At 62.8% G+C, this 25809-nt stretch carries 21 protein-coding genes; 11 read left to right on the plus strand and 10 right to left on the minus strand.

The features are described 5' to 3' along the window. Window positions 1–65: 65 nt before the first annotated feature. The 9 genes from C9E81_RS12370 (at window position 66) to C9E81_RS12410 (ending at window position 10681) form a co-directional block, all read left to right on the plus strand. Window positions 66–464, plus strand: coding sequence for a MerR family transcriptional regulator (locus tag C9E81_RS12370; RefSeq protein WP_122112660.1), 399 nt, complete (start codon window positions 66–68; stop codon window positions 462–464). A 3-nt stretch (window positions 465–467) separates the two neighbouring features. Beyond that, complete coding sequence (locus C9E81_RS12375; RefSeq protein WP_122112661.1) at window positions 468–2243, plus strand: acyl-CoA dehydrogenase C-terminal domain-containing protein; 1776 nt, start codon at window positions 468–470, stop codon at window positions 2241–2243. Between the two features lie 277 nt (window positions 2244–2520). Continuing rightward, entirely contained in the window at window positions 2521–3147 is a 627-nt protein-coding gene (locus tag C9E81_RS12380; protein ID WP_122112662.1) for a glutathione S-transferase family protein, read from the plus strand. A gap of 21 nt (window positions 3148–3168) precedes the next feature. Beyond that, window positions 3169–4380, plus strand: coding sequence for an acetyl-CoA C-acetyltransferase (locus tag C9E81_RS12385; protein WP_122112663.1), 1212 nt, complete (start codon window positions 3169–3171; stop codon window positions 4378–4380). Further along, complete coding sequence (locus C9E81_RS12390) at window positions 4380–4850, plus strand: cupin domain-containing protein (RefSeq protein ID WP_122112664.1); 471 nt, start codon at window positions 4380–4382, stop codon at window positions 4848–4850. The genes C9E81_RS12385 and C9E81_RS12390 overlap by 1 nt, the downstream gene beginning before the upstream one ends. Then, on the plus strand, window positions 4847–7033 hold the full coding sequence (locus C9E81_RS12395; protein ID WP_122112665.1) for a 3-hydroxyacyl-CoA dehydrogenase NAD-binding domain-containing protein: 2187 nt from the start codon (window positions 4847–4849) through the stop codon (window positions 7031–7033). Before C9E81_RS12390 ends, C9E81_RS12395 begins: the two co-directional genes overlap by 4 nt. 159 nt (window positions 7034–7192) lie before the next feature. Beyond that, window positions 7193–8392, plus strand: a complete 1200-nt coding sequence (locus C9E81_RS12400) for a toxic anion resistance protein (RefSeq protein WP_122112666.1) — start codon at window positions 7193–7195, stop codon at window positions 8390–8392. Continuing rightward, window positions 8389–9435: a DUF2927 domain-containing protein gene (locus C9E81_RS12405; RefSeq protein ID WP_122112667.1), complete on the plus strand. Its 1047-nt coding sequence runs from the start codon at window positions 8389–8391 to the stop codon at window positions 9433–9435. The genes C9E81_RS12400 and C9E81_RS12405 overlap by 4 nt, the downstream gene beginning before the upstream one ends. 331 nt (window positions 9436–9766) lie before the next feature. Further along, the gene (locus C9E81_RS12410) at window positions 9767–10681 is read left to right on the plus strand and encodes a carbohydrate kinase family protein (RefSeq protein WP_122112853.1); all 915 of its coding nucleotides are present in this window, start codon (window positions 9767–9769) and stop codon (window positions 10679–10681) included. 69 nt (window positions 10682–10750) lie between these two features. Here C9E81_RS12410 and hflX read toward each other — a convergent pair whose 3' ends face one another. The 10 genes from hflX to C9E81_RS12460 all read right to left on the minus strand — a co-directional run bounded on the left by hflX (window position 10751) and on the right by C9E81_RS12460 (window position 21269). Continuing rightward, complete coding sequence (gene hflX, locus C9E81_RS12415; RefSeq protein ID WP_122112668.1) at window positions 10751–12091, minus strand: GTPase HflX; 1341 nt, start codon at window positions 12089–12091, stop codon at window positions 10751–10753. Beyond that, window positions 12092–12325, minus strand: coding sequence for an RNA chaperone Hfq (gene hfq, locus C9E81_RS12420; protein ID WP_076527397.1), 234 nt, complete (start codon window positions 12323–12325; stop codon window positions 12092–12094). It abuts the gene before it with no gap. A 132-nt stretch (window positions 12326–12457) separates the two neighbouring features. Continuing rightward, on the minus strand, window positions 12458–14074 hold the full coding sequence (locus C9E81_RS12425) for a TrkH family potassium uptake protein (RefSeq protein ID WP_166461897.1): 1617 nt from the start codon (window positions 14072–14074) through the stop codon (window positions 12458–12460). A 22-nt stretch (window positions 14075–14096) separates the two neighbouring features. Continuing rightward, window positions 14097–15473: a Trk system potassium transporter TrkA gene (gene trkA, locus C9E81_RS12430; protein ID WP_122112670.1), complete on the minus strand. Its 1377-nt coding sequence runs from the start codon at window positions 15471–15473 to the stop codon at window positions 14097–14099. 212 nt (window positions 15474–15685) lie between these two features. Then, window positions 15686–16747, minus strand: coding sequence for an SPOR domain-containing protein (locus C9E81_RS12435; RefSeq protein ID WP_122112671.1), 1062 nt, complete (start codon window positions 16745–16747; stop codon window positions 15686–15688). 72 nt (window positions 16748–16819) lie between these two features. Beyond that, window positions 16820–17455, minus strand: a complete 636-nt coding sequence (gene upp, locus C9E81_RS12440; RefSeq protein WP_122112672.1) for a uracil phosphoribosyltransferase — start codon at window positions 17453–17455, stop codon at window positions 16820–16822. Further along, complete coding sequence (locus C9E81_RS12445; RefSeq protein ID WP_122112673.1) at window positions 17452–18420, minus strand: adenosine deaminase; 969 nt, start codon at window positions 18418–18420, stop codon at window positions 17452–17454. The genes upp and C9E81_RS12445 overlap by 4 nt, the downstream gene beginning before the upstream one ends. Beyond that, on the minus strand, window positions 18408–19595 hold the full coding sequence (locus C9E81_RS12450) for a phosphopentomutase (protein ID WP_122112674.1): 1188 nt from the start codon (window positions 19593–19595) through the stop codon (window positions 18408–18410). The genes C9E81_RS12445 and C9E81_RS12450 overlap by 13 nt, the downstream gene beginning before the upstream one ends. Then, complete coding sequence (locus tag C9E81_RS12455; RefSeq protein WP_122112675.1) at window positions 19588–20877, minus strand: thymidine phosphorylase; 1290 nt, start codon at window positions 20875–20877, stop codon at window positions 19588–19590. Before C9E81_RS12455 ends, C9E81_RS12450 begins: the two co-directional genes overlap by 8 nt. After that, window positions 20874–21269 carry a cytidine deaminase gene (locus C9E81_RS12460; protein WP_122112676.1) on the minus strand — a complete coding sequence of 132 codons (396 nt, stop codon included), beginning with the start codon at window positions 21267–21269 and terminating at the stop codon, window positions 20874–20876. Before C9E81_RS12460 ends, C9E81_RS12455 begins: the two co-directional genes overlap by 4 nt. 129 nt (window positions 21270–21398) lie before the next feature. Here C9E81_RS12460 and C9E81_RS12465 point away from each other — a divergent pair, with 129 nt between their 5' ends. Beyond that, window positions 21399–23678, plus strand: a complete 2280-nt coding sequence (locus C9E81_RS12465; protein ID WP_122112677.1) for an NADP-dependent malic enzyme — start codon at window positions 21399–21401, stop codon at window positions 23676–23678. Window positions 23679–23809: 131 nt separating this feature from the next. Next, window positions 23810–25705 (plus strand): propionyl-CoA synthetase, encoded by a 1896-nt coding sequence (locus tag C9E81_RS12470; RefSeq protein WP_122112678.1) that lies wholly within the window; start codon window positions 23810–23812, stop codon window positions 25703–25705. The last annotated feature ends 104 nt before the right edge of the window (window positions 25706–25809 follow it).

Below are 25809 nucleotides of genomic sequence, written 5' to 3' on the forward strand. Positions count from 1 at the left end.
CGTCAACCTTTGGATATATGGCTGACCAAGGACGACAGACGGTGAACGAGGAGGAACCGCGATCCATGTCCGACGAGCTGATGACGATCCGCCAGATGTGCGACAGCTTCGGCGTCACCCCCCGCACCCTGCGCTTCTACGAGGCGCGGGAACTGATCTTTCCCCAACGTCGCGGCCAGCACCGGCTGTATGACCGCCGGGACAGGGCGCGGCTGACGCTGATCCTGCGCGGCAAGCGCTTTGGCTTCAGCCTCGAACAGATCCGCCAATTGCTCGAACTCTACGAGCCGGGCGGCCGGAACGAGACGCAGATCGCCGCCACCATCCAGGTGGCGCGGGAGCGGCTGGCAGACATGGAACGTCAATATTCGGAGCTCCGCGAGGCCATCGCCGACCTGCAATCGCAGATCGACGACGCCGAAAACCGCCTGATCACCGCAACCCGAAGCAAGCGTTCAGGATAAACCATGCCGACCTATACCCCCCCGATCCGCGACATGCAGTTCGCCCTCCACGACGTGCTGAAACTGTCGCAATCCGGCCTGCCCGGCCATGACGAATTGGACCGCGATTTCACCGAGGCCGTGCTGGACGCCGCGGGCAAGCTGGCCTCCGAGGTGCTGGCTCCGCTGAACGCGGTCGGCGACCGGCAGGGCTGCAGGTTGGAAAACGGCGTGGTGCGCACGCCCGAAGGCTTCGGCAAGGCCTTCGAGGCGATGAAGGAAGGCGGCTGGCCCGGGCTGGACTGCGATCCCGAATATGGCGGACAGGGCATGCCCTATGTGCTCGGCGTGGCCACGGGCGAAATGTTCGTCTCCGCCAACATGGCCTTCAACATGTATCAGGGCCTGACCCACGGTGCCTATTCGGCCATCCATGCCCATGGCACCGACGAACAGAAACAGACCTACCTGCCGAAAATGGTCAGTTGCGACTGGACCGGCACCATGAACCTGACCGAACCGCATTGCGGCACCGATCTGGGCATGCTTCGGACCAGGGCGGAGCCGCAGGACGATGGCAGCTACCTGATCACCGGCCAGAAGATCTTCATCTCGGCAGGCGATCACGACCTGTCGGAAAACGTCATCCATCTGGTGCTGGCCAAGGCCCCGGGCGGGGGTGAGGGCACCAAGGGCATCTCGCTCTTCATCGTGCCGAAATTCCTGGTGAACGAGGATGGCTCACCGGGCGAGCGGAACGCAGTCTCGGTCGGCAATCTCGAAGAGAAGATGGGCATCCACGGCAATTCGACCTGCGTGATGAATTACGACGGCGCCAAAGGCTGGCTGCTGGGCGAATTGCACAAGGGCATGCGCGCCATGTTCACCATGATGAACGAAGCCCGCATGGGCGTCGGTCTGCAGGGCTATGCCTGCGCGGTGCCCGCCTATCAGAACGCCGTCGAATATGCCCGCGAACGGCTGCAGGGCCGCGCCGTGACCGGGGCAAAGAACCCCTCAGGTCCCGCCGATCCATTAATCGTGCATCCCGATATCCGGCGCAGCCTGATGGACCAGAAATCCTTCCTCGAAGGCGCGAGGATGCTGGCGCTTTGGGGTGCACATCTGATCGATCGCGGGCACCAGGGCGACAAGGACGCCGAGGGGCTGATCTCGCTGCTTACCCCGGTCATCAAGGGTTTCCTGACCGACAAGGGATTCGAGTCGGCGGTGCTGGCGCAGCAGGTCTATGGTGGGCATGGCTATATCGAGGAACAGGGCATGAGCCAGTTCGTCCGCGACGCCCGCATCACCATGATCTACGAGGGCGCGAATGGCGTGCAGGCGCTGGATCTTGTCGGCCGCAAGCTGGCGCAGGACGGCGGCAAGCATGTCATGGGCTTCTTCGAGATGGTGAAATCCTTCTGCAAGGAGCATGGCGGGAACGAAACCCTCGCCGCCGATTTCATCGAGCCGCTGAAAGCCGCATCCAAGGATCTGCAAACTGCCGGGATGTTCTTCATGGAACGCGGCATGAAGAACCCGAATGACGCCCTGTCGGGCTCCTATGACTTCATGCATCTCTTCGGCCATGTCACGCTTGGCTTCATGTGGGCGCAGATGGCGGTGGCCGCACAGGCCGCTCTGGAGGCCAGCAACGGCGACAGGGAATATCTCGAAACGAAGCTCGCCACCGGCCGCTACTACATGAAGCGTCAACTGCCGATGACCGCCACGCATCTGACCCGCATCCAGTCCGGCGCCGATCCGGTGATGGCCCTTGGCGCGGAAGCATTCTGAAAGGGCGATAAGGATGGGTAAGGCCAGAACAGGTATTTGTGCAAAGAAGAAGCACAAGCTGCGTCCCGGCCTCTCCCGCCTCGCAACGGGTCGGGCGTTATCCGCCCACAGGCCGGGACGACTTCTCCTTTGGCGGTCATCGGCTCCTCAGCCTGTACCGCACCAGGAACTCTGACATGGAAGCGTTGCATTAACCTTAATACGCCCCCTTCTTCTTTGTGCAAATACCTTGCGGGGGTCCGGGGGCGCAAAGCCCCCGGCATCTAGGAGGAAAGAGATGACAGCCCAACTCTGGTGCTTTGGCGAATCCGGCAATGCCTACAAGGCGGCACTGACCATGGAACTGGCGGGTTATGACTGGTCGCCCGTCTATGTCGACTTCTTCAATGGCGAGGCTCGCAGCCCCGAGTTCCGGGAAATCAACGAGATGGGCGAGGTGCCGGTCTTTCGTGAGGGCGAATTGACCTTGACGCAATCAGCGGTGATCCAGCTCCATATCGCCGAGCGGACCGGCAAGTTCCTCGGATCGGATCGCAACGAAACGCTGCGCTGGCTGATGTTCGACAATCACAAGATGTCGGGACAGGCCGGACCGACGCGTTTCCTGATGAATTTCCTTCCCGAAGAGAAGCGCCCGCAAGAAGCCATCGCATTTCTGCAAGGACGCCTGAAAGCCACATACAAGGTGCTGGACAATCACCTGGCACAGCGGGGCTGGGTGGCAGACAATAGCCCGACCATCGCCGATTTCGCCTGCTGTGGCTACCTGTTCTATCCAGAGCCCTTCGGTTTCGACCGCAAGGGCTGGCCACATATCGACCGCTGGCTGGACGCTATCAGCACCCTGCCCGGCTGGAAACATCCCTATGATCTGATGCCCGGCAACCCCTCGGACCGGGCGTGACCGAACACCACAGGAGGACGCATGTCTGAAGCCTATATCTATGACGCCGCGCGCACGCCGCGGGGCAAGGGCCGCCCGGATGGCAGCCTGCACGAAGTCACCTCGCTGGCATTGTCGGCGCGGCTGCTCAATGCCGTCAAGGAGCGCAACGGGCTGGAAGGCCATGCCGTGGAGGACGTGATCTGGGGGAATGTCACCCAGGTCAAGGAACAGGGCGGCTGCCTGGCGCGCTCGGCGGTGCTGGCCTCGGATCTCGATGAATCGATCCCCGGGCTTGCGATCAACCGTTTCTGCGCCAGCGGCATGGAGGCCGTGAACCTCGCCGCGAACCAGATCAGGGGCGGCGCCGGTCAGGGCTATATCGCCGGCGGCGTCGAGATGATGGGTCGCGTGGCCATGGGCAGCGACGGGGCCGCGATCGCCGTCGACCCCAGCCTTGCGCTGAAGAGCTATTTCGTGCCGCAGGGGATCAGTGCCGACATCATCGCCACGGAATACGGATTCACCCGCGAGGAGGCCGATGCGCTGGCCGTCGAATCGCAGCGCCGGGCGGCCAGGGCATGGGAAGAGAACCGTTTCGCCAAGTCCATCGTGCCGGTCACCGATCAGAATGGGCTGACCATCCTGGAGCGCGACGAATACATGCGCCCCGGCACAACCACCGATGACCTGGCCAAGCTGAAGCCCAGTTTCAGGGAGATGGGCGAGTCGATGCCCGGTTTCGACAAGGTGGCGATGCTGAAATATCCGCATCTGTCGCATATCGAGCATATCCACCATGCCGGGAACAGTTCGGGCATCGTGGACGGGGCCGCAGCCGTGCTGCTGGGCAGCAAGGAGTTCGGCGAGGCGCATGGGTTGAAGCCCCGTGCCCGGATCCGCGCGACCGCCAAGATCGGCACCGATCCGACGATCATGCTGACCGGGCCGGTGCCCGTCACCGAGAAGATCCTGAAGGACAGCGGAATGTCGATTAGCGATATCGACCTGTTCGAGGTGAACGAGGCCTTCGCTGCGGTCGTGCTGCGTTTCTGCCAAGCATTCCAGGTCGATCCCGGCAAGGTCAATGTCAATGGCGGCTCCATCGCCATGGGCCATCCGCTTGGCGCGACCGGCGCGATCATCATCGGCACGCTGCTGGACGAGTTGGAACGGCAGGACAAGCAGGTCGGCCTTGCAACCCTGTGCATCGCGTCCGGCATGGGCGCGGCCACCATTATCGAGAGGTTGTGATGGCGATTATTCGCAAGGATGAGGTCCCCGTGACCGATGCCGTGTCAGGCTATCCCGATCCCTACAATCTCGGATCAGGGAACCTATCCTATCGGCATATCTCGAACGCCGGCGGCCTGACACAATTCGGCGCGGCGCTGGAAACCCTGCATGCCGGTGGACAAAGTTCGCAGATGCACTGGGAAGAGCATGAAGACGAGTTCCTCTACATGCTGTCAGGCGAGTTGACTGTGGTCGAGGATGGCGAGGAAACGATCATTCGTCCCGGTGATGCCTGTTGCTGGAAGGCCGGCACACCAGTCGCACATTGCCTTCGCAATCACAGCGATGCTCCCGCAACTTATCTGATCGTCGGCAGCCGCGATCCCCGGAATATCGCACATTATCCCGGTCTCGACATGCTCGGAACACCGCAGGGTTTTACGCATCTGGACGGAACCCCTTACCCGAAAAAGGGAGAAACAAAATGACAGATTTCACGATCAGGAAAGACGCGGACGGCGTTGCCATCATCACCTGGGACGTTCCGAAGAAGTCCATGAACGTGCTGTCTCTGGACGGCGCGGCAGAGCTTGACAAGCTGATCGACGAGGCACTTGCCGACGAGGCGGTGAAGGGCATTGTCATCACCAGCGGAAAGAAGGACTTCGCCGCCGGGATGGATCTGAACGTCATAGCCGGGATGAAGGATCAGGGCGGCGCACAGGGCGTGTTTGACGGGATCATGTCCCTGCATCACCTGCTGCGCAAGATCGAGCGCGCCGGGATGGATCCCAAGACGCTGAAGGGCGGCAAGCCCATCGCGGCGGCCCTGCCCGGCACGGCGCTCGGCATCGGGCTGGAACTGCCGCTGGCCACGCATCGCATCTTTGCCGCCGACAACCCGAAGGCCAAGATCGGCCTGCCCGAAATCATGGTCGGCATTTTTCCCGGCGGGGGCGGCACCACACGGCTGGTGCGCAAGCTGGGCGCGATGATGGCCGCGCCCTTCCTGCTGGAGGGTAAGCTGAACGATCCGAAGAAGGCCAAGGCTGCCGGGATCATCGACGAGGTGGCCGAGGATCCGCTGGCCGCCGCGCGCGAATGGGTTCTGAACGCCAAGGATGCCGATCTGGTCAAGCCATGGGATCAAAAGGGCTACAAGATGCCCGGCGGCGCGCCCTATCATCCAGCGGGCTTCATGACCTTTGTCGGTGCAAGCGCGATGGTGCATGGCAAGACGATGGGAGTCTATCCTGCCGCCAAGGCCCTGCTGTCGGCGGTCTACGAAGGTGCGCTCGTGCCATTCGACCAGGCGTTGAAGATCGAGGCGCGCTGGTTCACCAATGTTCTGATGAACCCCTCGTCCGGCGCCATGATCCGCAGCCTGTTCATCAACAAGGAAGCATTGGAGAAGGGGGCGAACCGTCCCGAAGCCCCGGACCAGACGGTCAGGAAGGTCGGCATTCTCGGTGCGGGGATGATGGGCGCGGGTATCGCCTATGTCAGCGCCATGGCCGGAATCGAAGTGGTGCTGATCGACGCCAAGCAGGAGGCCGCCGAAAAGGGGAAATCCTATTCGGAGGGTCTGCTGGACAAGGCGATCAGCCGCAAGAAATCCACCGAAGAGAAAAAGACCGAGGTTCTGGGCCGCATCCTGCCCACAACGGATTATGCCGCGCTGGATGGCTGCGACCTGGTGGTCGAGGCAGTGTTCGAGGATCCCGGCATCAAGGCCGAGGTGACGAAAAAGGCCGAGGCGGTCATCCCGCAGGACGCGATTTTCGCCACCAACACCTCCACCCTGCCGATCAGCGATCTGGCCAAGGCGAGCAGCCGCCCTGATCAGTTCATCGGGATCCATTTCTTCAGCCCCGTGGACAAGATGCTGCTGGTCGAGATTATCAAGGGCCGCGAGACCGGCGACCGCGCCGTGGCCAAGGCGCTCGATTTCGTCCGCCAGATCCGCAAGACGCCGATCGTGGTGAACGATGCCCGCTTCTTCTATGCCAACCGTTGCATCATCCCCTATATCAACGAGGGTGTGCGGATGGTGGCCGAGGGCGTCAATCCGGTGCTGGTCGAGAATGCCGCCAAGATGATGGGCATGCCCCTGGGGCCGCTGCAATTGGTCGATGAGACCTCTATCGATCTGGGCGTCAAGATCGCCAAGGCGACCAAGGCAGCGATGGGCGACGCCTATCCCGATGGCGCGGTTGACGAGGTGCTGTTCTGGATGGCCGATGAAGGGCGCCTTGGGCGCAAGGCGAATGCCGGCTTCTACGCCTATGACGAGGCCGGCAAGCGAGTGGGGCTCTGGGAAGGGCTTGAGGCGAAATACCCGCAGGCGGCTGAGCAGCCCGAGCTGACCGAAGTGCAACATCGCCTGATGTTCGCCCAGACCCTCGAGGCCGTTCGGGCGCTGGAGGAAGGCGTGCTGGAAGATATCCGCGAAGGCGATGTCGGCGCGATCCTCGGTTGGGGCTTTGCGCCCTGGTCAGGCGGTCCGTTTGGATGGCTGGACATGCTGGGTGCGGCACGCGCGGTCGAGATTTGCGAAAGGCTCACCGACCGTCACGGCGCACGCTTCGCGGCACCGAACCTGCTGCGCGATGTGGCAAAGAAGGGTGCTGGTTTCTACGCTCGTTTCGGTCCAAGGAAAACGGCGGCCTGATGGCACGATGATCGTGGCATCTCGATCACGGCGGGCGTTGCCCGGATGCAAGGGGGACGATTTTTTCGTCCCCCGCTCTTGTTGAATACGCACCGAATCACCCTATGCTGCGGTGCAAAACGGCCTAGGCGGTCGTCAGAGTCGAAAGGGAAGCACGTCATGACCGAAGACACGAAACGCCGCGCCGAGGCTGTCAGCAAAGACATCGAAGACGTGACCTCGGTAGTGCTGCCCGAGCCCAGCAGCGATCAGGTCGAGATGACCACCGCCGATCCCGCGACGAGTGAGGAAATCCGCAAGCGCATGGCCGAGATCAATATGGACGATTCCGGCTCGATCATCCATTTCGGCGCGGGTGCACAAACCCAGTTGCAGGAAATCAGCCAGAAGATGCTGGCCGACGTCAAGAACAAGGATGTCGGACCGGCGGGCGAAAGCCTGCGCGAGATCGTCACATCGATCAGGGGGTTCTCGACTTCGGAACTGGACCTGCGGCGCGAACGCAGTTGGTGGGAGCGATTGCTGGGCCGTGTTACGCCCTTTGCCAAATTCACCGCCAGATACGAGGAAGTGCAGACCCAGATCGACCGTGTGACAGCGGATCTGGAGGGGCATGAGCAGCAGCTTTTGAAGGATATCAAATCGCTGGACCTGCTGTATGACCGTACGCTGAATTTCTATGACGAGCTGGCGCTTTATATAGCGGCAGGCGAGGAAAAGCTGCGTGAGCTGGACAACGAGGTAATCCCCGCCAAGCGGGCCGAGCTGGACAAGGCCGCCGAACCCGATCAGGTGATGGAGGCGCAGGAGCTGCGCGATCTCCAGACCATGCGCGATGATCTGGAGCGCCGGGTGCATGACCTGAAACTGACTCGGCAGGTTACGATGCAATCGCTGCCCTCGATCCGGCTGGTGCAGGAAAACGACAAATCGCTGGTGACGAAAATCAACTCGACATTGGTGAACACGGTTCCGTTATGGGAAACGCAGCTTGCTCAGGCCGTCACCATCCAACGCAGCGCCGAGGCCGCGAACGCGGTCAAGGCGGCCAGCGACCTGACCAATGACCTGTTGACCGGCAATGCGGAAAACCTCCGCCAAGCCAATGCCCGGATCCGCACGGAGACTGAACGGGGCGTATTCGATATCGAAGCGGTCCGCACCGCCAATGCCGAACTGATCTCGACCATCGAGGACAGCCTGCGCATCGCCGATGAGGGCCGGGCACGCCGAGCCGCGGCGGAAGAGGAATTGACACAGATGGAAGCGGAACTACGCAACGCGTTGTCCTCGGCCCGTTCGCAGCGCCTGACCGGATCGGAACCGGAGGGGGCCGCAGAACGGCCCGGCAAGCAATGATACCGGCTGCGGTTCCCTTTGCGTCACGTGATCCCCGGCACCATCCGCTGGCGATATTGACGCTGCTATTGGCCCTTGTCCTGGCTGGCTGCACGAGCAAGCGCGAGAAAGAAGCCGAGATCGCCCCGCCCCCGGTCAACATTCCCGAGCCTCCGGAACCCGAAGGCCCTACTCAGGCGGAACTCCGCGAGGCAAGAGCAGAACGAAACCGCGCCGCCAATCAGGCCGCCGCCATCAATGTGAGCGCGCTCAGCCAATCGCAACAGAACTACTATGCGAGAATCGAACAGAAACTGATTGACGACAACCAACTGCGCCGCGACCAGATCCCGATGGATGCGCCCATCGATGCCGACATATTGGCCCAGAACTTCATTCAGATTGCATTACGCGACGAATACGGCAGTGACGGGGCGCGCCATGCCGGGGGGGCGGGCGCAAGCGCGCCCCTGCGCCGCTGGCAGGACCCTGTCCGTATCGAACTGGAGTTCGGCCCGTCATCCGATACCGCCCTCAAGCGGGAAATCCGCGGCGAGGTTGCGGATTACACGACCCGGTTGGAAGAGGTCTCCGGTCACAGTGTTGCGCTGACCGGTGATGGCGGCAACTTCACCGTCCTGGTGCTGAGCGATGACGAACGGCGGGATATCGATACGCTCCTGCCCGAGCTGGTGCCGGGCATACCCGCGCATGATGTTGTGGCATTGCGCGACCTGGCGCCCGATATCTATTGTTCCGTTTTCGCTTATTCCAAAGGTAATTCGAGCAGCTATGTCCATGCGGTCGCGTTGATACGATCCGAGTTGTCATCCCTGTTGCGGCTGTCCTGCATCCATGAGGAACTGGCGCAAGGCATGGGGCTGGCCAATGACAGCCCGACGGTGCGCCCCTCGATCTTCAACGACGATGAGGAATTCGCCCTGCTGACCCGGCATGATGAACTGTTGCTGCAGATCCTTTACGATCCACGCCTGCGTCCCGGCATGACCGAAGCCGAGGCGGCGCCGATCGTCCGGGAAATCGCCGGGGAGTTGCTGCCATAACGCAGGTTTCCGGGCGAAACGGTCGGGCATAGGGATCGTCGGTCGTGCTGGTGGCGTCAGGTGTCGGGTCATAGCACCCGCGATTTCAAAGATATCCTGGTGCTGGCTTCCGCCTCTTTGCCGCAGCGGTTCTCCGACGGGCTGGCTTCGTGGAGCTTGTCGCATCCGGATAATCGCTGTCGCGTCCACCCTCACTCTGGTGGCGCTAACAATTTTTCTGTATTTCGCCGGGACCGGAGGTTATATCCAGCTTGGCGGAGGGCTGTTGCCGGATGGGATGGCTCCGGGCGAGAGTTTTGCCACTGGCAGCGTATAGCGGAGGGACATGAGCATGATCCTGTGTTCGGGTGAATCACTGATCGACATGGTGCCGGAGGACGGCACATTCCGGCCGCTCGCCGGAGGGGCGGTTTATAACACTGCGATCGCATTGGGCCGTCTTGGGGCACCGACGGCCTATCTTTGGCCCATCAGCCACGATCCGTTCGGCGAGATGCTGTTGAACCCACTGATCGAGGCCGGAGTGAATACCGATCTCTGCCCGCGCTCGGAACGGCTGACCACATTGGCACTGGTGACGCTGACGAAGGGCGAGGCCCGCTACTCTTTCTATGACGAGGGTTCGGCAGGCCGAATGCTGTCACCCGATGACATCCCACCGCTGCCCAAGGAGATCGAAGCAATCTTCGCGGGTGGCATCAGCCTTGTGCCCGATCCTTGCGGCGCAGCCGTCGAAGCGTTGATCGAGCGCAACCATACCCGCCTGCCGGTGATGGTCGATCCCAATATCCGGCCATTCTTCATCACCGACGCCGGGGCTTACCGCGCCCGGCTGAATCGCATCCTGCCACAGGCCGATATCGTCAAGCTTTCCAGCGATGATCTGGAATGGTTGTATCCCGATCTTGACACGGAGGATGCCGCACGCAAGGTGCTGGAGCTGGGGCCCCAAATCGTGCTGCAAACCGGCGGAGCTTCGGGTGCACGCGCCTTCTGGTCGGGCGAAACCGTCAGCGCCCCGGCCATCCGCACCACCGTTGCCGACACTATCGGTGCGGGTGACACCTTCAACGCGGGCGTGCTGGCCAGCCTGCGCGATCAGGGGGTGCTGGGCAAGGATGCTATCGAAGGGATCACCGGCGAACAAATTCATGCCGCGCTGACCCTGGGCGCACAGGCTGCTGCGATCACGGTGTCCCGCCCGGGCGCGAACCCGCCCTGGGCGCATGAAATGCCCGTAGGCTGAACGCTCTTTTGCCATTGTTTAGAGGTCCCGGGATGATCGGCGCATCGGGCGAAGCGCGATGAGGCGATCTCACTGCCCCCCGTTCGCTGCCTCGTCCAGAGCCGCGAAGCCCGCCTTCTGGCGCTCGGTCCAGCTCAGATGCAGTCGCAGGCCATCTTCGGTCGCCTCTTCACGCTCCACCACACCTGCCTCGTGCAGCCATGCGCGGCGACGGCCATCGCTGAAAGGCAAAATAACGATATCGGTGCTACGCGCCTCGTCCAGCACCCGCGCGAGATGGGTATCGATCGCTGAAACCAGATCGCCCAGCCCCTCACCGCTCAGCGCGCTGACCGCCTGAACCCCCTCGGTCCGCGCATCAGTGCGGCGCAGGGCGGCGCGGGTATCTTCCGACAATGCATCAATCTTGTTCCAGACCTCGATCAGGGCGACATTCTCATCCACACCCAGACTATCGAGAATCTCGGCGACATCCGCCGCCTGTTCCTCGGTTTCGGGATGGCTGATATCGCGGACATGCAGGATCAGATCGGCCTCCAGCACCTCTTCCAGCGTGGCACGGAAAGCCGCCACCAGTTCAGTCGGCAGATCCGAAATGAAACCCACCGTGTCCGACAGGATGATCTTTCGCCCCGAACTGCCGCCTCCCGCATCGGGCAGGCGTATCGCCCGCATGGTCGGATCCAGCGTGGCGAAAAGCATGTCCTTCGCCATCACCTCGGCGCCCGTCATACGGTTGAACAGCGTCGATTTCCCGGCATTCGTATAGCCCACCAGCGCAACGATCGGGTAAGGTACCTTTGCCCGCGCCGCACGGTGAAGCGTCCGGGTCCGGACCACACGATCAAGCTGCCGCCGCAGCCGGGTCATCTGTTCGTCGATGGCACGACGGTCAGCCTCGATCTGCGTTTCACCGGGGCCGCCAACGAATCCAAGACCGCCACGCTGCCGTTCCAGGTGTGTCCATGCCCGGACCAGGCGTGTCCGCTGATAGGACAGCGCGGCAAGTTCGACCTGCAACACGCCTTCGCGCGTTCGCGCCCGGTCGGCAAAGATTTCAAGGATCAGTCCCGTCCGATCCAGCAGCTTGGCATCCCAGGCCTGCTCCAGATTGCGCTGCTGCACCGGGCTGACCGGACCATCGACCAGCACCAGTTCCGCCTCGGCGGTTTCCAGGCGGGTGCCGATTTCGGCCAGCTTGCCCTTGCCGAACAGCGTGCCGGGATTGGGATCGCGCAGCCGTGCGACCTCTTCGCCGACGATTTCGATTCCCGGCAAGGCATGCGCCAAGGCCACGGCCTCGGCCAGCGCATGCTCGGGTGTGCGCCGCTGTGTGCGGGCGTTACCCAAATCCGGATGAATCACATAGGCGCGGGTCGGCCTGGCCTCGGTCGAGGTAGGTTCCGCCAATCAATCCTCGCCTTCGTAAAGCGAAATGGGCTGACCCGGCATGATCGTGCTGATCGCATGCTTGTAGACAAGCTGGGACTGTCCGTCACGACGCAGAAGCACGCAGAAATTATCGAACCAGGTGATTACGCCTTGCAGCTTGACGCCATTGATCAGGAATACCGTGACCGGCACCTTGGCCTTGCGGACGTGATTGAGAAAGGCGTCCTGCAGGTTTTGCTTATCGCTGGCCATTTGTTTTCTTGTCCGTTTTCTTGCTGTCGGGCGTCACATAACATCTATGCGAGTGCTGCCGGGCTTGCAAGCGCGGCGCATCGTTGCCCGAAAACTAGCGACAGAACAGCAACTCCTGCGGGCCGAAGGATATCAGCGCCGCCAGAAATCCGGCGTGAACAAGGCGAGAATCGCCAGGGTCTCCAGCCGACCCACAATCATCGCGCCCGCCAGAACGATTTTCGTCATGATCGAAAGCCCGGACCAACCTTCCCACGGGGCCGAGGCGACGCCTGCCGTGCCTTCGAATGCAGGCGTTAGCGGAATCGCGGAGGCCAGCGGGCCGGTATTGGTCAATGCAGCGATCGACAGGATCGTCGCGGTCTCGAACTCGATCTGCTGGATCGACACCAGGATGACCGTCACCGCGATCGACGCCGCGAACAGCATGAAGAAGATGAAGGCCAGATAGGCACCCTCGCGGCGCAACCGGCGGGCCATCCTGCCCCCTCCGGCAACGGAGCTGGGATGGATGATCCGTTCCATCTCGCGTTCGCCATGGCGCGCCAGAGCATAAATGCGCAGCAACTTGACCCCTCCGGCTGTGGTCGCCACACCGCCTCCCATAATGGCAAGCCCCGCAAAGATGAGACCCGGGCTCGACAATCCCGACCAGGCGCGCGCGCCCTGCCAGTCGACCGAGTTCCAGCCGGTGGTCGTGAGATAGCTCAACGCGCTGAACAGGCCGCCCCAGAAAGCCGATAATCCCATCTGGATATCGGCAAGCAGCAACGGCGTTTCAGGATTTGCCGCGCTGACATCGATGGCTGCGAAGAAATGGCGGGCGAACAGCACCGTGGCCACCAGCAGCACGACCGAAGCCGCAAGCCTTAGCTCCGGATCCCGTGTCAGACGCTCGGTCGCCCGCAATTCTCCGCCGCCGGGCCAGAACCTGCGGGACAGCGCCGGAATGAGGAACAGGAACACGGCCATTTCGCCAAGCACACCTGAATGCTCGCCCGCCGGTCCGAGCGTCGGAGTGATACCGCTGGTCGACAGGGTTCCCAGGGCCCGGCACAGCGCCACCAGCGAGTCGTCGCCCAGCAACAACAAAAGCAGCCACAACCCCAGGGTCAGCCCGGCATAAACCGGAAATACTTCGCGGCCCGCCCGCAACAGGCGATAGGCCGGATCGACAAGCTCGGTCTGAAAGGCGGGCGAGGACAGGTGCGATACCGGTTGCCGCGGGTTGGCGCTTTTGGGCAGGCGCTCGAATTGTTCGTTGCGGCTGTAAGGCGATGACATGATCTCGAACCCGCCCACGCGCAAGGGCGCGAGAATGGCGATGGCCGCGACAAGCATGAACAGCCCTCCCATCCAGCCGACCAGCGCGCGCCACAGATGCAGTGGCGCCGGCAACAGATCAGCGGAATAGAGCGACGCCCCGGTGGTCGTCAGCGACGAGACCATTTCCCACCAGGCGTTGAAAAGACCGGTATCGGGCAAGCTTTCGGCGAAAGGCAGGGCAAGCAGCATGGGCAGAAAACCCATTGCGGCGACACATGTCAGCAACATCCCGCGCGCCGACCGGACCCGTGGATTGGCAGCAGTCGCCAGCCCGATCATCCCAGCGAATGTCATACACAGAAGTGAGGAGTAAAAGAAATTCCGCGCAATCGCCTCCTCGTCGATGGAGGATGCGTAAATCGCTGGGATCAGCATCGCCAGTGCCGCGATCAGCGTCAACAGGATCAGAATGTGCAGGCGCATGAGGACTGCCACAGCCGCGCCCTCAGAAGAAATCGATCGAGACCTGCAACAGGCGCTCGACCTCGGGCACGTCATGGGTCAGGGCAAAGATGAGCACGATATCACCCTCTTCGATCCGCGTATCCGACGAGGGTTTGATGATCCTGTCGCCCTTTTGCACCGCGCCGATCAGAACGCCTTCGGGAAATTCGATATCCCGAATCTCGCGGCCCGACATGGGCGAGGTGGACAGCACCTGCGCCTCCATCACCTCGGCCTCGGCATCGCCGATGGAGTATATGTCGCGAACCCGGCCATGGCGGATATGGCGCAGGATCGTCGAAACGGTAGTGGCGCGGGGGTTGATATAAGCGTCAATATCCAATGCGCCCATCAGCGGCACCAGCGTGGGGTCGTTGATCAGCGCGATCGCCATCTTGGTGCCCGCCTGCTTGGCACGGACCGAGGCGAGGATATTGGTCTTGTCGTCATCCGTCACTGCCAGAACCGCATCGGTGATCGGCACCGATGCCTCTTCGAGCAGTTCGGCGGAAAGGCCATCGCCATGCAGGACGATCGTGCGCTCCAGCCGGTCGGCGGCATATTCCGCACGTGCCCGGTCGCGCTCGATCACCTTGGCACGGATACGGTCCGGCCGGGCCTCCAGCGCGCGGGCCACCGACAGCCCGACATTACCGGCACCGATGATCGCCACCCGCTCTTGTTTTCGCGCAGGTTTCCCGAAGATTTCCAGGGTGCGCGCCACATCGTCGATATGAGAGAAAACATAGATCTGGTCGCCGGCGAAAAGCTGGTCTCCGGCCGCAGGAGCGAACAGCCGCCGGTCGCGCCGCACCCCAGCCACGATGGCGCGCAGGCTGGAAAAGATTTCGTTCAGCTGGCGCAGCGGGGTATTCAGCGCCGGACAGTCTTCTTCCAGAACGATCCCCAGAAGCTGCAACTTTCCGCCCAGGAAGGTTTCGACATCGAAGGTCGAGGGTGCATCAAGGCGCTGCAAGGCTGCCTTGGCGACCTCGCGTTCGGGGCTGATGACCACATCGATGGGCAAATGATCTGTGCGGTAGAGATCGGAATAGATCGCATCCAGATAGGCGCTGGAGCGCAGCCGGGCGATCTTGCGCGGCACCTGAAAGACCGAATGCGCGACCTGGCAGGTGACCATGTTCACCTCGTCGGAATAGGTCGCCGCGATGATCAGGTCGGCATCCCGCGCTCCGGCCCGATCCAGCACGTCCGGATGGCTGGCAAAGCCGGTAACGCCCTGAACGTCCAACGCATCCGTCGCCTTGCGGATCAGTTCCGCATTGTTGTCGATGACGGTGACATCGTTACGCTCGCCGGAAAGGTGGCGGGCGATCTGCCAGCCGACCTGACCTGCGCCGCAGATGATGATTTTCATGCCAGCCCTCGTCCAGCCGCAGCAATCCGGTTCCATTCATGCCTATGCTGCCCTTGACCCGGACGCAACCTAAGAGCGCCACTGCATGCGGTGGAGTTACATGAATATCCTTAGGCCGGCTCCCAGAACATGTTGGTTGTCCCGGAAACCTGTTTGGCGCCATATCCGCTCCTGTTTCGACGCAAACGGTGATCGCTGATCATCACAAGTGTTCAGCGCGCAACGGCCCTGGCATAGCCATTGTCACGCAGCATGTTCAACGCTGCCACCAGAGACCGGCGATCACTGAAAGGGCCGGCCAAGATCACCCGCCGCCTCGGCTCGTCCTCGCCATCATATCCCCGCGCAACCGGATAGCCCATCTGCGCCAATTTGCGGATCGTTCCGTCTGCGCTTGCATCATCAGGGAAGCGCCCGACCTGCACATAGCGCGCCGTGGCCGGGATCAGCTCGGGCTCTGGCCCCGGATGGTCCTTGGCGTGCTTGATCCCGGTGGGCATGTGTCCCCCCGATCTGGCAGGCTGGTCAGCTTGCGATGCGGTCTTGTCCGTCCGCATTTTCGGACGCGCCGCGGCATCAACGGTTGCTCCCGCATTCGCGGAGGCGGTCCGGTCCGTTTCCCGGCCATGCGGATCTCTGCTCTGCTCCCCTTGCCTTGCTATCTTGTCATCCTCGGCCCGCCGGCCCACGATGATGCGCTTGCCGGGCAGATTGGCACGCATGCCGGGACACATCCCCTGTGTCACGTCCCTTCCCAGGATGGGGCCGGAATCAGCTGCGGGCTGATAACCAAGTAACGCACAAAGCGCGGAGTTCGAGGGCGCGCCCATCATGATAGCCTGAACCGTCTGCTTCTGCTGCGCCAGCGCCGCGATCTCGGCACCGAGTCCGCCATCGCTTCGGGGTGTTACCGGTTCTTCGCGTTTCTCTGCCATTCGCGGATCGGCCAGGAACTCTCCCTGCCGCAAGCCTGCCGCAAGTTCTTCGAGCAATATCTTTTCGGGGTCAGGGGCTTCAGGCGGATTCAGGGGAGGCAGGACCGACACGGTATCGGGATCGGTTCGGCGCGCGGAAAGGCTTGGCGGGAAACCGCAAACCATCCGGCCGCGCTTGTCCAGGCGCGGTTTCCAGTTATCGCCATCGCGATTGAATACGCAGCCACCTTCGTCGATATACTGATCGCCCGCGAAATCATCGGGAGGCAAAGGCGAGGGCGCCGCCTGGACCGCCCCGGTCAACATCACCAGGCAAAGCAAGCTCCAGATTTTCTGCATCGAGCACCTGCGTGTTTCAACACCGTTGATCCACGAATAGGCCAAATCCCTGAAGCGGTAATTAATACGCCCCTATTTGGTGCCAAACATCCGGTCGCCCGCATCACCGAGGCCCGGCACGATATAGCCATGATCGTCCAGCCGCTCGTCCAGCGCGGCGGTAAAGACCGGCACATCCGGATGAGCCTCCCGCATCCGCTCGACCCCTTCGGGCGCGGCCAGAAGGCACAGGAAGCGCAGGTTCCTGGCGCCATGCTCCTTGAGCTTGTCGATGGCCGCCACCGAGGAATTTCCGGTCGCCAGCATCGGATCGACCACGATGGTCATCCTTGCATCCAGCGCATTGGGCACCTTGCAGTAATACTCGACCGGGCGCAGCGTTTCCGGGTCGCGGTAAAGTCCCACGAAACCGACCCGTGCCGAGGGGATCATTTCGAGGATCCCGTCCAGCAGCCCGTTCCCCGCCCGCAGGATCGAGATCAGCGCCAACTTCTTGCCCTCCAGCGTGGGGGCCTGCATCTGGCAGATCGGGGTTTCGATCGTGGTGGTAGTCAGTTCCAGCTCGCGCGTGACCTCATAGGCCAGAAGCAAGCTGATCTCGCGCAGCAATCGGCGGAAACCGGCGGTCGAGACATCCTTCTTGCGCATGATCGTCAGCTTGTGCTGGACCAGCGGGTGGTCGATGATGGTCAGGTGCTGCTTGGTCACGGGAACTCCTTTCTCAGCCCTTCGCGCGTTGTCTCGTCGCAAAAGGCGGCGTCGATGGCCCATCGGTTGATCTGTGCGAATTCCTCTTCGCCCCATCCGAAAGCATCGGCAAGGCGATTATATTCGTGCCGCATGCTGGTGTGGAAGAATGGCGGATCGTCGGTCGAGATGGTAACCCGGACTCCGGCATCCATCAATTTTGCGATCGGATGCCCGGGCCAATCGGGATAAATCCCCAACGCGATATTCGAGCCGGGGCAGATTTCGAGCACGGTGCCGCGCGCGGCCAGATCGCGAACCAACGCCGGGTCCTCGATAGCGCGGACACCGTGACCGATCCGGCTGACGCCAAGCGCGAGCGCCTGCCGTATGCTTTCCGGACCACCCCATTCACCGGCGTGGCAGGTCAGCCCCAGCCCGGCCTCGCGCGCGCAATCGAAGCTCCACGCGTAATCCGTCGCGGCACCCACCGCCTCGGCCCCGCCCATGCCGAAACCGGCGATCCAGCCGCCCGCCGTTTCGGCTGCGCAAAGCGCGGATTTCTTCGCCCGTTCCGGACCGAAATGACGGATGGCGGTGACGATACCTCGGCTGTCGATGCCCTGCCCGCGCATCCACTCGGCAATCTCTGTCATCGCCGCCAGATAATCGCGCCAGGCTGCCAGGTCTGCGCCGCCGCAGAATTCGGGAGAAACGAAGATCTCGGTATAGATCACCCCCTGCTCGGCCGAGCGTTCCAGCATCTCCTCCAGCAGGCGGGCGAAATCCTGCGGTGTTTGCAGCACGCTGGTCGCGGCCTCGTAGACACGCAGGAACGCATCGAAACCGCGATAGGCGTAATGGCCCCGCGCGTCGAAGATCCCCGACAGATCGACATGTTTCTCGGCCGCCAGCGCACGAATGAACGAGGGCGGCGCGGCTCCTTCGAGATGCAGGTGAAGTTCGATCTTTTTCACAGGAAGGATTTTCCATGTTGCGGGGCGGGCAGGCCAAGATGCGCCATGACCGAGGCACCGATATCGCTGAACCCGATCTGCCCGATTTCGCGTTTGCCCAAACCAAAGCCCAGCACCGGAACCCTCTCTCGGGTGTGGTCGGTGCCGAACCAGCTTGGATCATTGCCGTGGTCGGCGGTAAAAATAGCAAGGTCGCCGGGGCGGAGCGTCTCGATCAACCGGCCCGCGATGCCGTCGAACCATTCAAGCTGTGCGGCATAGCCGGGAATATCCCGCCGATGTCCGTAATTCGTGTCGAACTCGACGAAATTGGCGAAGGTCAGGCTTCCCGGCTCGGCCTCTTGCCCGAGGCGAAGGAGATGCCCGGCCAGATCGGCGTCGGATTTACCCTTGTGCAGATGGGTGATGCCGCGATGGCTGAAGATATCGCCGATCTTGCCGATGGCACGGGTGATCCGCCCTGCCTTCGCCGCGATGTCAAGGATCGTGTCGGCGGGTGGCGCGATGGCGAAATCGCGGCGGTTGGGGGTGCGTTTGAACCGCTCCGAGACCTCTCCGACAAAGGGCCGCGCGATGACCCGGCCCACCCGCATCTCGTGCAACATCGGCGCAAGCCCTTCGCATAGCGCCAGCAGCCGGTCGAGGCCGAAATGCTCTTCATGCGCGGCGATCTGCAAGACGCTGTCGACCGAGGTATAGCAGATCGGCCAGCCGCTGCGGATATGCCGGTCCCCGAAATCCTCGATGACCTGGGTGCCCGAAGCGTGGCAATTCGCCAAAATCCCCCCGGTTCCCGCCAATTCGCATATCCGCGCAGTGACCTCGGGCGGGAATGCCGGGATCGTCTTGGGGAAATAATGCCATTCCCAGGGCACCGGAACACCCGCCATCTCCCAATGGCCGGAGGGAGTATCCTTGCCCGCAGAGATCTCGGTCGCCGCGCCCCAGAGTCCTTGCGGCTCGGCATTCAGTCCGGGCGCCTCCTGCCCGCTGGCAAGGCGGATGGCGGCACCCAGCCCCAAGCGGTCGAGATGGGGCATATGCAGCGGTTGCGCCTGCGCAATATGGCCGACGGTATTGGCGCCGGTATCGGGCCTGCCATCGTTGAAGAAGCGGTCGGCGTCCGGTGCGCCGCCGATGCCGACGCTGTCCATGACGATCAGGAATGCACGATTCTCAGTCATCTGCACAAATCCTGTCGCGAACCAGCGGGCCGGACGTGACGCGCTCACCGATCCGGTAAGCCGCCTGCACCGCGGCGATGGCAATCTCGGCGGCGGTCTCATCCGGCGCATGGACGATGGCCAGCGGCGCATCGGGACCGACCGGCTCGCCCAGCCTGGCCAGAGCGGACAGGCCCACGCGATGGTCGATTCTTTCCCCGGCCCGGACGCGCCCGCCGCCCAGGGCGACGACGGCATGGCCCAGGGCGGTCACGTCGATTCCCGCCACGGCACCGTCGGACACAGGCACCGGCAGGATGACCGGAGCAGCGGTCAAATAGGCTTCGGGCCGGTCGATCAGATCGTCCGGTCCGCCCTGCGCCGCGACCATGCGGCCAAAGACCTCTGCAGCGGCCCCGTTGTCCAGCGCCTGTTCCAGCCCCTCGGAGTCCTGCCCAACCAGTCGCAGGCATTCCGCCGACAACGCCAGCACCAGATCCCGCAAGGCTCCCTTTTCACCGCGCAGCACCCGGATCGCTTCGGCTACTTCCAACGCATTCCCGGCGCTGCGGGCAAGTGGCTGATCCATGTCAGTGATCAGCGCGGATGTCCGGCATCCAGCTCCGTTCGCCGTCTGCACCAACACCTTTGCCAGACGCTCCGATGCTTCCGGTTCCCGCATGAACGCGCCCGACCCCGCCTTGACATCCAGCACCAGCGCATCCAGCCCCGCCGCCAGCTTTTTCGACAGGATCGAGGCGGTGATCAGATCGATCGACTCGACGGTCGCCGATTCGTCGCGGATCGCGTAAAGGCGCCGGTCGGCAGGGGCGAAATCGGCCGTCGCAGCAACGATCGCGCAGCCGGTATTATTCACGATCCGGCGAAACTGTTCCTCGGATTGATCGCAAATAAAGCCGGGGATCGCCTCCAGCTTGTCCAGCGTGCCGCCGGTATGGCCCAGTCCGCGCCCCGAGATCATCGGCACGAATACTCCGCACGCTGCCAGCAAGGGCGCAAGGACCAGGCTGACCGTGTCGCCAATCCCACCGGTCGAATGCTTGTCCACCACCGGTCCCGGCAGTTCCCACCGCATCACATGCCCGGAATCGCGCATCGCCCTTGTCAGCGCCACCCTGCCCTTCTCTCCCAATCCACGGGTCAGAACGGCCATCGCGAATGCCCCGGCCTGCGCATCCGAGACAGAGCCATTGGCCAGCCCCTGTGCCATAAGCGCCGCACCGGAGCCATCCAGCCCGCGACCGTCCCTCACCGCCGCGATGACGCTGCACGGATCGGTCATGATGTCTTGCTCATATGGCCCGAATCGAAGCGACCCGGCAGAAGCTCCCCAATTGTCGTGGCCAATGTCGCACCGCCGGTCGTGGCCAGCAGCACGGGCGTGTCCGCCCGCCCGAATTCGGCCAGCTTCTGGCGGCAACCGCCGCAAGGCGGCACAGGGCCGGGACTGTCGGCAATGACGGCAACCTCGACCAGTTCGGTCTCTCCGGCCGCGACCATCGCGGCGATGGCCCCGGCCTCGGCGCAGGTGCCCTCGGGATAGGCGACATTCTCGACATTGCAGCCGCGATAAACGGCCCCCGAAGCGCCGCGGATCGCCGCCCCGACCTTGAAATGCGAATAGGGGGCGTAGGCCGAATCACGCACCTCCCGTGCGGCATCCAGTAGTGACATCGCTCTCCCCGTTTATGGTTGCGTTTCAAGTTTTGCGCGTCATCCGGCGTCAACGCAAGCCGAACCCTCCTGTTCCCCGCCGCGGAAATGGTTTAACGGTGAACTAACCTGAAATCGGAGGGGGCAAAAATGAACGACCGCAGGCAGGACAGCGCCCGGCAATCGGCACTGGATTATCACGAATTCCCACGCCCGGGTAAGCTGGAGATCCGGGCGACCAAGCCGCTGGCCAATGGCCGCGACCTGTCCCGCGCCTACTCCCCCGGCGTCGCCGAGGCCTGCCTGGAGATCAAGGCCGATCCGGCCAATGCCAGCCGCTATACCTCGCGTGGCAATCTCGTGGCTGTGGTGTCGAATGGAACCGCGGTGCTGGGATTGGGCAATATCGGCGCGGCGGCCTCCAAGCCGGTCATGGAGGGCAAGGCAGTCCTGTTCAAGAAATTCGCCAATATCGATTGCTTCGATATCGAAGTGAACGAATCCGATCCCGAGAAACTGGCCGAGATCGTCTGTTCGCTGGAGCCGACCTTCGGTGCGATCAACCTTGAAGACATCAAGGCCCCCGATTGCTTCATCGTCGAAAAGCTGTGCCGCGAGCGGATGAATATCCCGGTTTTCCACGACGACCAGCACGGCACCGCCATCGTCGTGGGCGCCGCCGCCACCAATGCGCTGCGCGTGGCGGGCAAGACATTCACGGATATCAAGGTGGTTTCGACCGGAGGAGGTGCCGCCGGAATAGCCTGCCTCGACATGCTGCTGAAACTGGGCGTCAAGCGCGAGAATGTCTGGCTCTGCGATATCAACGGGTTGGTTTATGAAGGCCGGGTCGAGGACATGAATCCGCAAAAGGCCGCTTATGCACAGGCCAGCGATCTGCGGACGCTCGACGAGGTGATAGAGGGAACGGATCTGTTCCTTGGCCTGTCGGGGCCGGGCGTTCTGACACCCGAAATGGTGCAGAAGATGGGCAAGCAGCCGATCATCTTCGCGCTGGCCAATCCCACGCCCGAGATCCTGCCCGAGGATGCCCGCGCCGTTGCGCCCGATGCGATCATCGCCACCGGGCGAAGCGATTTTCCCAACCAGGTCAACAATGTGCTGTGCTTTCCATTCATCTTCCGGGGCGCGCTGGATGTTGGGGCAACCACCATCAATGACGAGATGGAGATAGCCTGCGTCGAAGGTATCGCGGCATTGGCCCGCGCAACCACGGCTGCCGAAGCCGCTGCCGCCTATCGCGGCGAGACGCTGACCTTCGGCCCGGATTACCTGATCCCCAAGCCCTTCGACCCGCGCCTGATCGGCGTCGTGTCCTCCGCCGTCGCCCGCGCCGCGATGGAATCCGGCGTGGCGACCCGTCCGATCGAGGATCTCGACACCTACAAGCGCAAGCTGGACAGCTCGGTCTTCCGTTCGGCGCTGATCATGCGCCCGGTCTTCGAGGCCGCCGCCACAGCCACCCGCCGCATCGTCTTTGCCGAGGGCGAGGACGAACGCGTGCTGCGCGCCGCCAACGCGATGCTGGAAGAAACCACCGATGTGCCGATCCTGATCGGCCGCCCCGAGGTGATCTCGATGCGCGCCGAACGCGCCGGCCTGCCGATCCGGCCCGAGCGGGATTTCGAGATCGTGAACCCCGAAAACGATCCGCGCTATCGCGATTACTGGGAGACATATCACCATTTGATGGCGCGGCGCGGGGTCAGCCCCGACATCGCCCGGGCCATCATGCGCACCAATACCACCGCCATCGGCGCGGTCATGGTGCATCGCGAAGAGGCCGACAGCATGATCTGCGGGACCTTCGGTCAGTATTCGTGGCATCTGCAATATATCCGCCAGGTGCTGGCCCGCGATGGGTTGCAGCCGGTCGGAGCCCTGTCGATGATCATTCTGGAGGACGGGCCGCTCTTCATCGCCGACACGCAATGTCATAACGATCCGACTCCGCAGCAGGTGGCCGAGACGGTCATCGGCGCCGCCCGCCATGTCCGCCGCTTTGGCGTAACGCCGCGCATCGCGCTGTGCAGCCACTCGCAATTCGGCAATCTCGACAGCTATACCGGGCGCAAGATGCGGGCGGCGATGGAATTGCTGGACGCCCGGAAGCCCGATTTCATGTATGATGGCGAGATGCATGTCGACGCAGCGCTCGATCCTGCTTTGCGCGAGCGCATCTTCCCCGGATCGCGCCTGGAAGGTGCGGCGAATACGGTGATCTTCCCCGGCACCGATGCGGCATCCGGCGTGCGTAACGCGCTGAAAATGTGTGCCAACGGGCTGGAGGTCGGGCCGATCCTGATGGGGATGGGCAACCGCGCCCATATCGTTACTCCCTCGATCACCCCGCGCGGGCTGCTGAACATGAGCGTGCTCGCGGGAACACCGGTTGCTCACTACAGTTAGGAGCCGATATTACCTCCTGTAAAGTCAGGGTCGCCCGTCGCTGCCCCGTGTCATCCGGGTAAAGAAGAAGCGGAGTTGCGGCGGGCCGACCTGATCGCGTAACACTTCCCTGACGCAGGGAGGGGCGAGACATGGCTTATCGTGACGTTTACGACGCTTGGAAATCGGACCCGGAAGGGTTCTGGATGGAAGCGGCGCGGCAAATCGATTGGGAGCGTGCGCCCAGCCGTGCCTGGTTCGATCAGGGACCGGTGGGCGAATGGTTTTCCGATGCGCTGGTCAATACCTGCTGGAACGCGGTCGACCGTCATGTCGAAGCCGGGCGGGGCGATCAACCCGCCATCATCCACGACAGCCCCATTACGGGAACGAGCCGGTGCCTGAGCTTCGCGGAACTGCGAGACCGGGTGGCGCGGCTGGCCGGCGCGCTGCGGGCCGGGGGCGTCGGCAAGGGGGACCGTGTCATCATCTATATGCCGATGGTTCCCGAGGCGCTGGAGGCGATGCTGGCCTGCACCCGGATCGGCGCGATTCACTCGGTTGTCTTCGGTGGTTTTGCAGCGCGTGAGCTGGCCATCCGGATCGATGACGCCAAGCCCCGCGCCATCATCGCCGCCTCCTGCGGGCTGGAACCCGGCCGCGTCGTCCGATACAAGCCCCTGCTGGATGCGGCTATCGAAACCGCCAGCCACAAGCCCGAATTCTGCGTGATACTGCAGCGGGAGCAGGACATCGCCGAACTCATCCCGGGCCGCGATCACGAGTGGCACGAGTTCCAGCAGGGGGCCGCACCTGCCGATTGCGTTGCCGTCGAGGGCAACCACCCGGCCTATATCCTTTATACCTCGGGCACGACCGGCCAACCCAAGGGTGTCGTGCGCCATACCGCCGGGCATCTCGTGGCACTGAACTGGTCAATGAGGAATATCTACGGCATCGATGCGGGCGACGTGTTCTGGGCCGCTTCGGATGTCGGTTGGGTCGTCGGACACAGCTATATCTGCTATGCACCCCTGATCGCGGGCGCGACCACCATCGTCTTTGAGGGCAAGCCCGTAGGCACGCCCGACGCTGGAACCATCTGGCGGGTGATAAGCGACCACAAGGTCAAGAGCTTCTTCACCGCTCCCACGGCCATCCGCGCCGTCAAGCGCGAGGATCCTGCCGGTGAATTGATCGGAAATTACGACCTGTCCGGCCTGCAGGCGGTTTTCCTTGCAGGTGAACGTGCCGACCCCGACACGATCCAATGGCTGGAGGATCGCCTGCATCTGCCGGTGCTGGACCATTGGTGGCAAACCGAGACCGGATGGGCCATCGCAGCCAATCCCTTCGGAATCGAGCATATGCCCGTCAAGAAAGGGAGCCCCTCGGTCGCCATGCCCGGCTATGACGTGCAGATACTGGATGATGCGGGGGCAACGGTCCCGATGGGAACGCTTGGCGCAATCGCGGTCAAGCTGCCGCTGCCGCCGGGCACCCTGCCCATGCTGTGGAATGCCGAGGAGCGGTTCCGCAAGGCCTATCTGGACCGTTTTCCCGGCTATTACGAAACGGGCGATGCGGGCTATGTCGACGAGGACGGTTACCTCTACATCATGGCGCGTACCGATGACGTGATCAACGTCGCGGGCCATCGCCTGTCCACCGGCGCGATAGAGGAAGTCCTGGCCTCGCACCCGGCGGTTGCGGAATGTGCTGTGATCGGGGCCGCGGACAGGCTGAAAGGCGAGGTGCCGCTGGGCCTTTTGTGCCTCAAGCGAGGTGTCCAGACCAGCAATGAGCAGGTCATCCGCGAAATCGTGGCACTGGTTCGGGACAGGATCGGCCCGGTGGCCGCGTTCCGGAACGCCTGCGTGGTGGACCGGCTGCCCAAGACCCGTTCGGGCAAGATCTTGCGGGGAATGATGGTCAGGATAGCGAACGGAGAAGATGTCGATGCTCCCGCCACGATCGACGACCCGGCCATTCTTGACGAAATCGCTGCGGCATTGGGCCAGATCGGCTATGCGCGACGGCAGGGATGACCTCTTGTCTGTTGATCACCCCTCCGCATATCGATGCTGAAACGCCCGGTAATTTCGTCATAGGTATCAATAGGCGAGACGCGGCGTCCGATCGCTGGATTCCG

Origin of the sequence: Paracoccus alkanivorans (assembly GCF_003697785.1) — a bacterium.
In the GTDB taxonomy this organism is placed as follows: domain Bacteria; phylum Pseudomonadota; class Alphaproteobacteria; order Rhodobacterales; family Rhodobacteraceae; genus Paracoccus; species Paracoccus alkanivorans.

Excerpts from the sequence above, each read along its gene's own strand:
- C9E81_RS12400 (WP_122112666.1), top strand. The coding sequence starts at position 7,193 with ATGACCGAAGACACGAAACGCCGCGCCGAGGCTGTCAGCAAAGACATC.
- C9E81_RS12375 (WP_122112661.1), top strand. The coding sequence starts at position 468 with ATGCCGACCTATACCCCCCCGATCCGCGACATGCAGTTCGCCCTCCAC.
- C9E81_RS12405 (WP_122112667.1), top strand. The coding sequence starts at position 8,389 with ATGATACCGGCTGCGGTTCCCTTTGCGTCACGTGATCCCCGGCACCAT.
- trkA (WP_122112670.1), bottom strand. The coding sequence starts at position 15,473 with ATGAAAATCATCATCTGCGGCGCAGGTCAGGTCGGCTGGCAGATCGCC.
- C9E81_RS12385 (WP_122112663.1), top strand. The coding sequence starts at position 3,169 with ATGTCTGAAGCCTATATCTATGACGCCGCGCGCACGCCGCGGGGCAAG.
- C9E81_RS12410 (WP_122112853.1), top strand. The coding sequence starts at position 9,767 with ATGATCCTGTGTTCGGGTGAATCACTGATCGACATGGTGCCGGAGGAC.
- C9E81_RS12370 (WP_122112660.1), top strand. The coding sequence starts at position 66 with ATGTCCGACGAGCTGATGACGATCCGCCAGATGTGCGACAGCTTCGGC.
- C9E81_RS12465 (WP_122112677.1), top strand. The coding sequence starts at position 21,399 with ATGAACGACCGCAGGCAGGACAGCGCCCGGCAATCGGCACTGGATTAT.
- C9E81_RS12450 (WP_122112674.1), bottom strand. The coding sequence starts at position 19,595 with ATGACTGAGAATCGTGCATTCCTGATCGTCATGGACAGCGTCGGCATC.
- C9E81_RS12435 (WP_122112671.1), bottom strand. The coding sequence starts at position 16,747 with ATGCAGAAAATCTGGAGCTTGCTTTGCCTGGTGATGTTGACCGGGGCG.
- C9E81_RS12380 (WP_122112662.1), top strand. The coding sequence starts at position 2,521 with ATGACAGCCCAACTCTGGTGCTTTGGCGAATCCGGCAATGCCTACAAG.
- C9E81_RS12390 (WP_122112664.1), top strand. The coding sequence starts at position 4,380 with ATGGCGATTATTCGCAAGGATGAGGTCCCCGTGACCGATGCCGTGTCA.
- C9E81_RS12470 (WP_122112678.1), top strand. The coding sequence starts at position 23,810 with ATGGCTTATCGTGACGTTTACGACGCTTGGAAATCGGACCCGGAAGGG.
- C9E81_RS12425 (WP_166461897.1), bottom strand. The coding sequence starts at position 14,074 with ATGCGCCTGCACATTCTGATCCTGTTGACGCTGATCGCGGCACTGGCG.
- hfq (WP_076527397.1), bottom strand. The coding sequence starts at position 12,325 with ATGGCCAGCGATAAGCAAAACCTGCAGGACGCCTTTCTCAATCACGTC.
- C9E81_RS12395 (WP_122112665.1), top strand. The coding sequence starts at position 4,847 with ATGACAGATTTCACGATCAGGAAAGACGCGGACGGCGTTGCCATCATC.
- C9E81_RS12455 (WP_122112675.1), bottom strand. The coding sequence starts at position 20,877 with ATGACCGATCCGTGCAGCGTCATCGCGGCGGTGAGGGACGGTCGCGGG.
- C9E81_RS12460 (WP_122112676.1), bottom strand. The coding sequence starts at position 21,269 with ATGTCACTACTGGATGCCGCACGGGAGGTGCGTGATTCGGCCTACGCC.